At 30.5% G+C, this 584-nt stretch carries 1 protein-coding gene; it reads left to right on the top strand.

The window, feature by feature from the left end; genetic code table 11:
* Positions 1-584: aconitase family protein (locus IE124_RS34375; protein ID WP_268246777.1), on the top strand; the 584-nt coding region annotated here is incomplete at both ends.

The following is a 584-nucleotide window of genomic DNA, read 5'->3' as shown; positions in this document are numbered from 1 at the left end:
CCTCAAGCTTTTGAAGGTTTACGTTTAACTAATAGAAAAATTTGGAGAGTTGGGACAAATCTAGCTACTGTAGATCATAATGTCCCAACGAAATTATCAGAACGTATTAATGGTATTAATGATGAGCTGTCAAGTATACAAGTGCAAATGTTAAAAAAAAATTGTAAAGCATTTTCAATAAAAAAATTTTTTAATATAAAAGATGTAAAACAAGGTATTGTACATGTTATCGGGCCTGAAAACGGTGCAACTTTACCTGGAATGACTGTTGTTTGTGGAGATTCTCATACTTCAACTCATGGGGCTTTTTCAGCTTTGTCTTATGGAATTGGTACTTCTGAAGTAGAACATGTATTAGCCACACAATGTTTATTACAACGAAAATTAAAAAATATGAAAATTTGTATTGATGGTTATTTATCAAATAAAGTTACTGCTAAAGATTTAATCTTATCAATTATAAATATTATTGGTACAGATGGAGGTTCCGGATATGCTATTGAATTTACAGGTAGTACTATAAAATCATTATCTATGGAAGGTAGAATGACCATATGTAATATGGCAATTGAAGCTGGAGCAAA

This window comes from Streptomyces narbonensis (genome assembly GCF_014649015.1).
Taxonomy (GTDB): domain Bacteria; phylum Actinomycetota; class Actinomycetes; order Streptomycetales; family Streptomycetaceae; genus Streptomyces; species Streptomyces narbonensis.
Note: the sequence above shows the minus strand (reverse complement) of the source record. Positions and strands in the feature narration are given on the sequence as shown.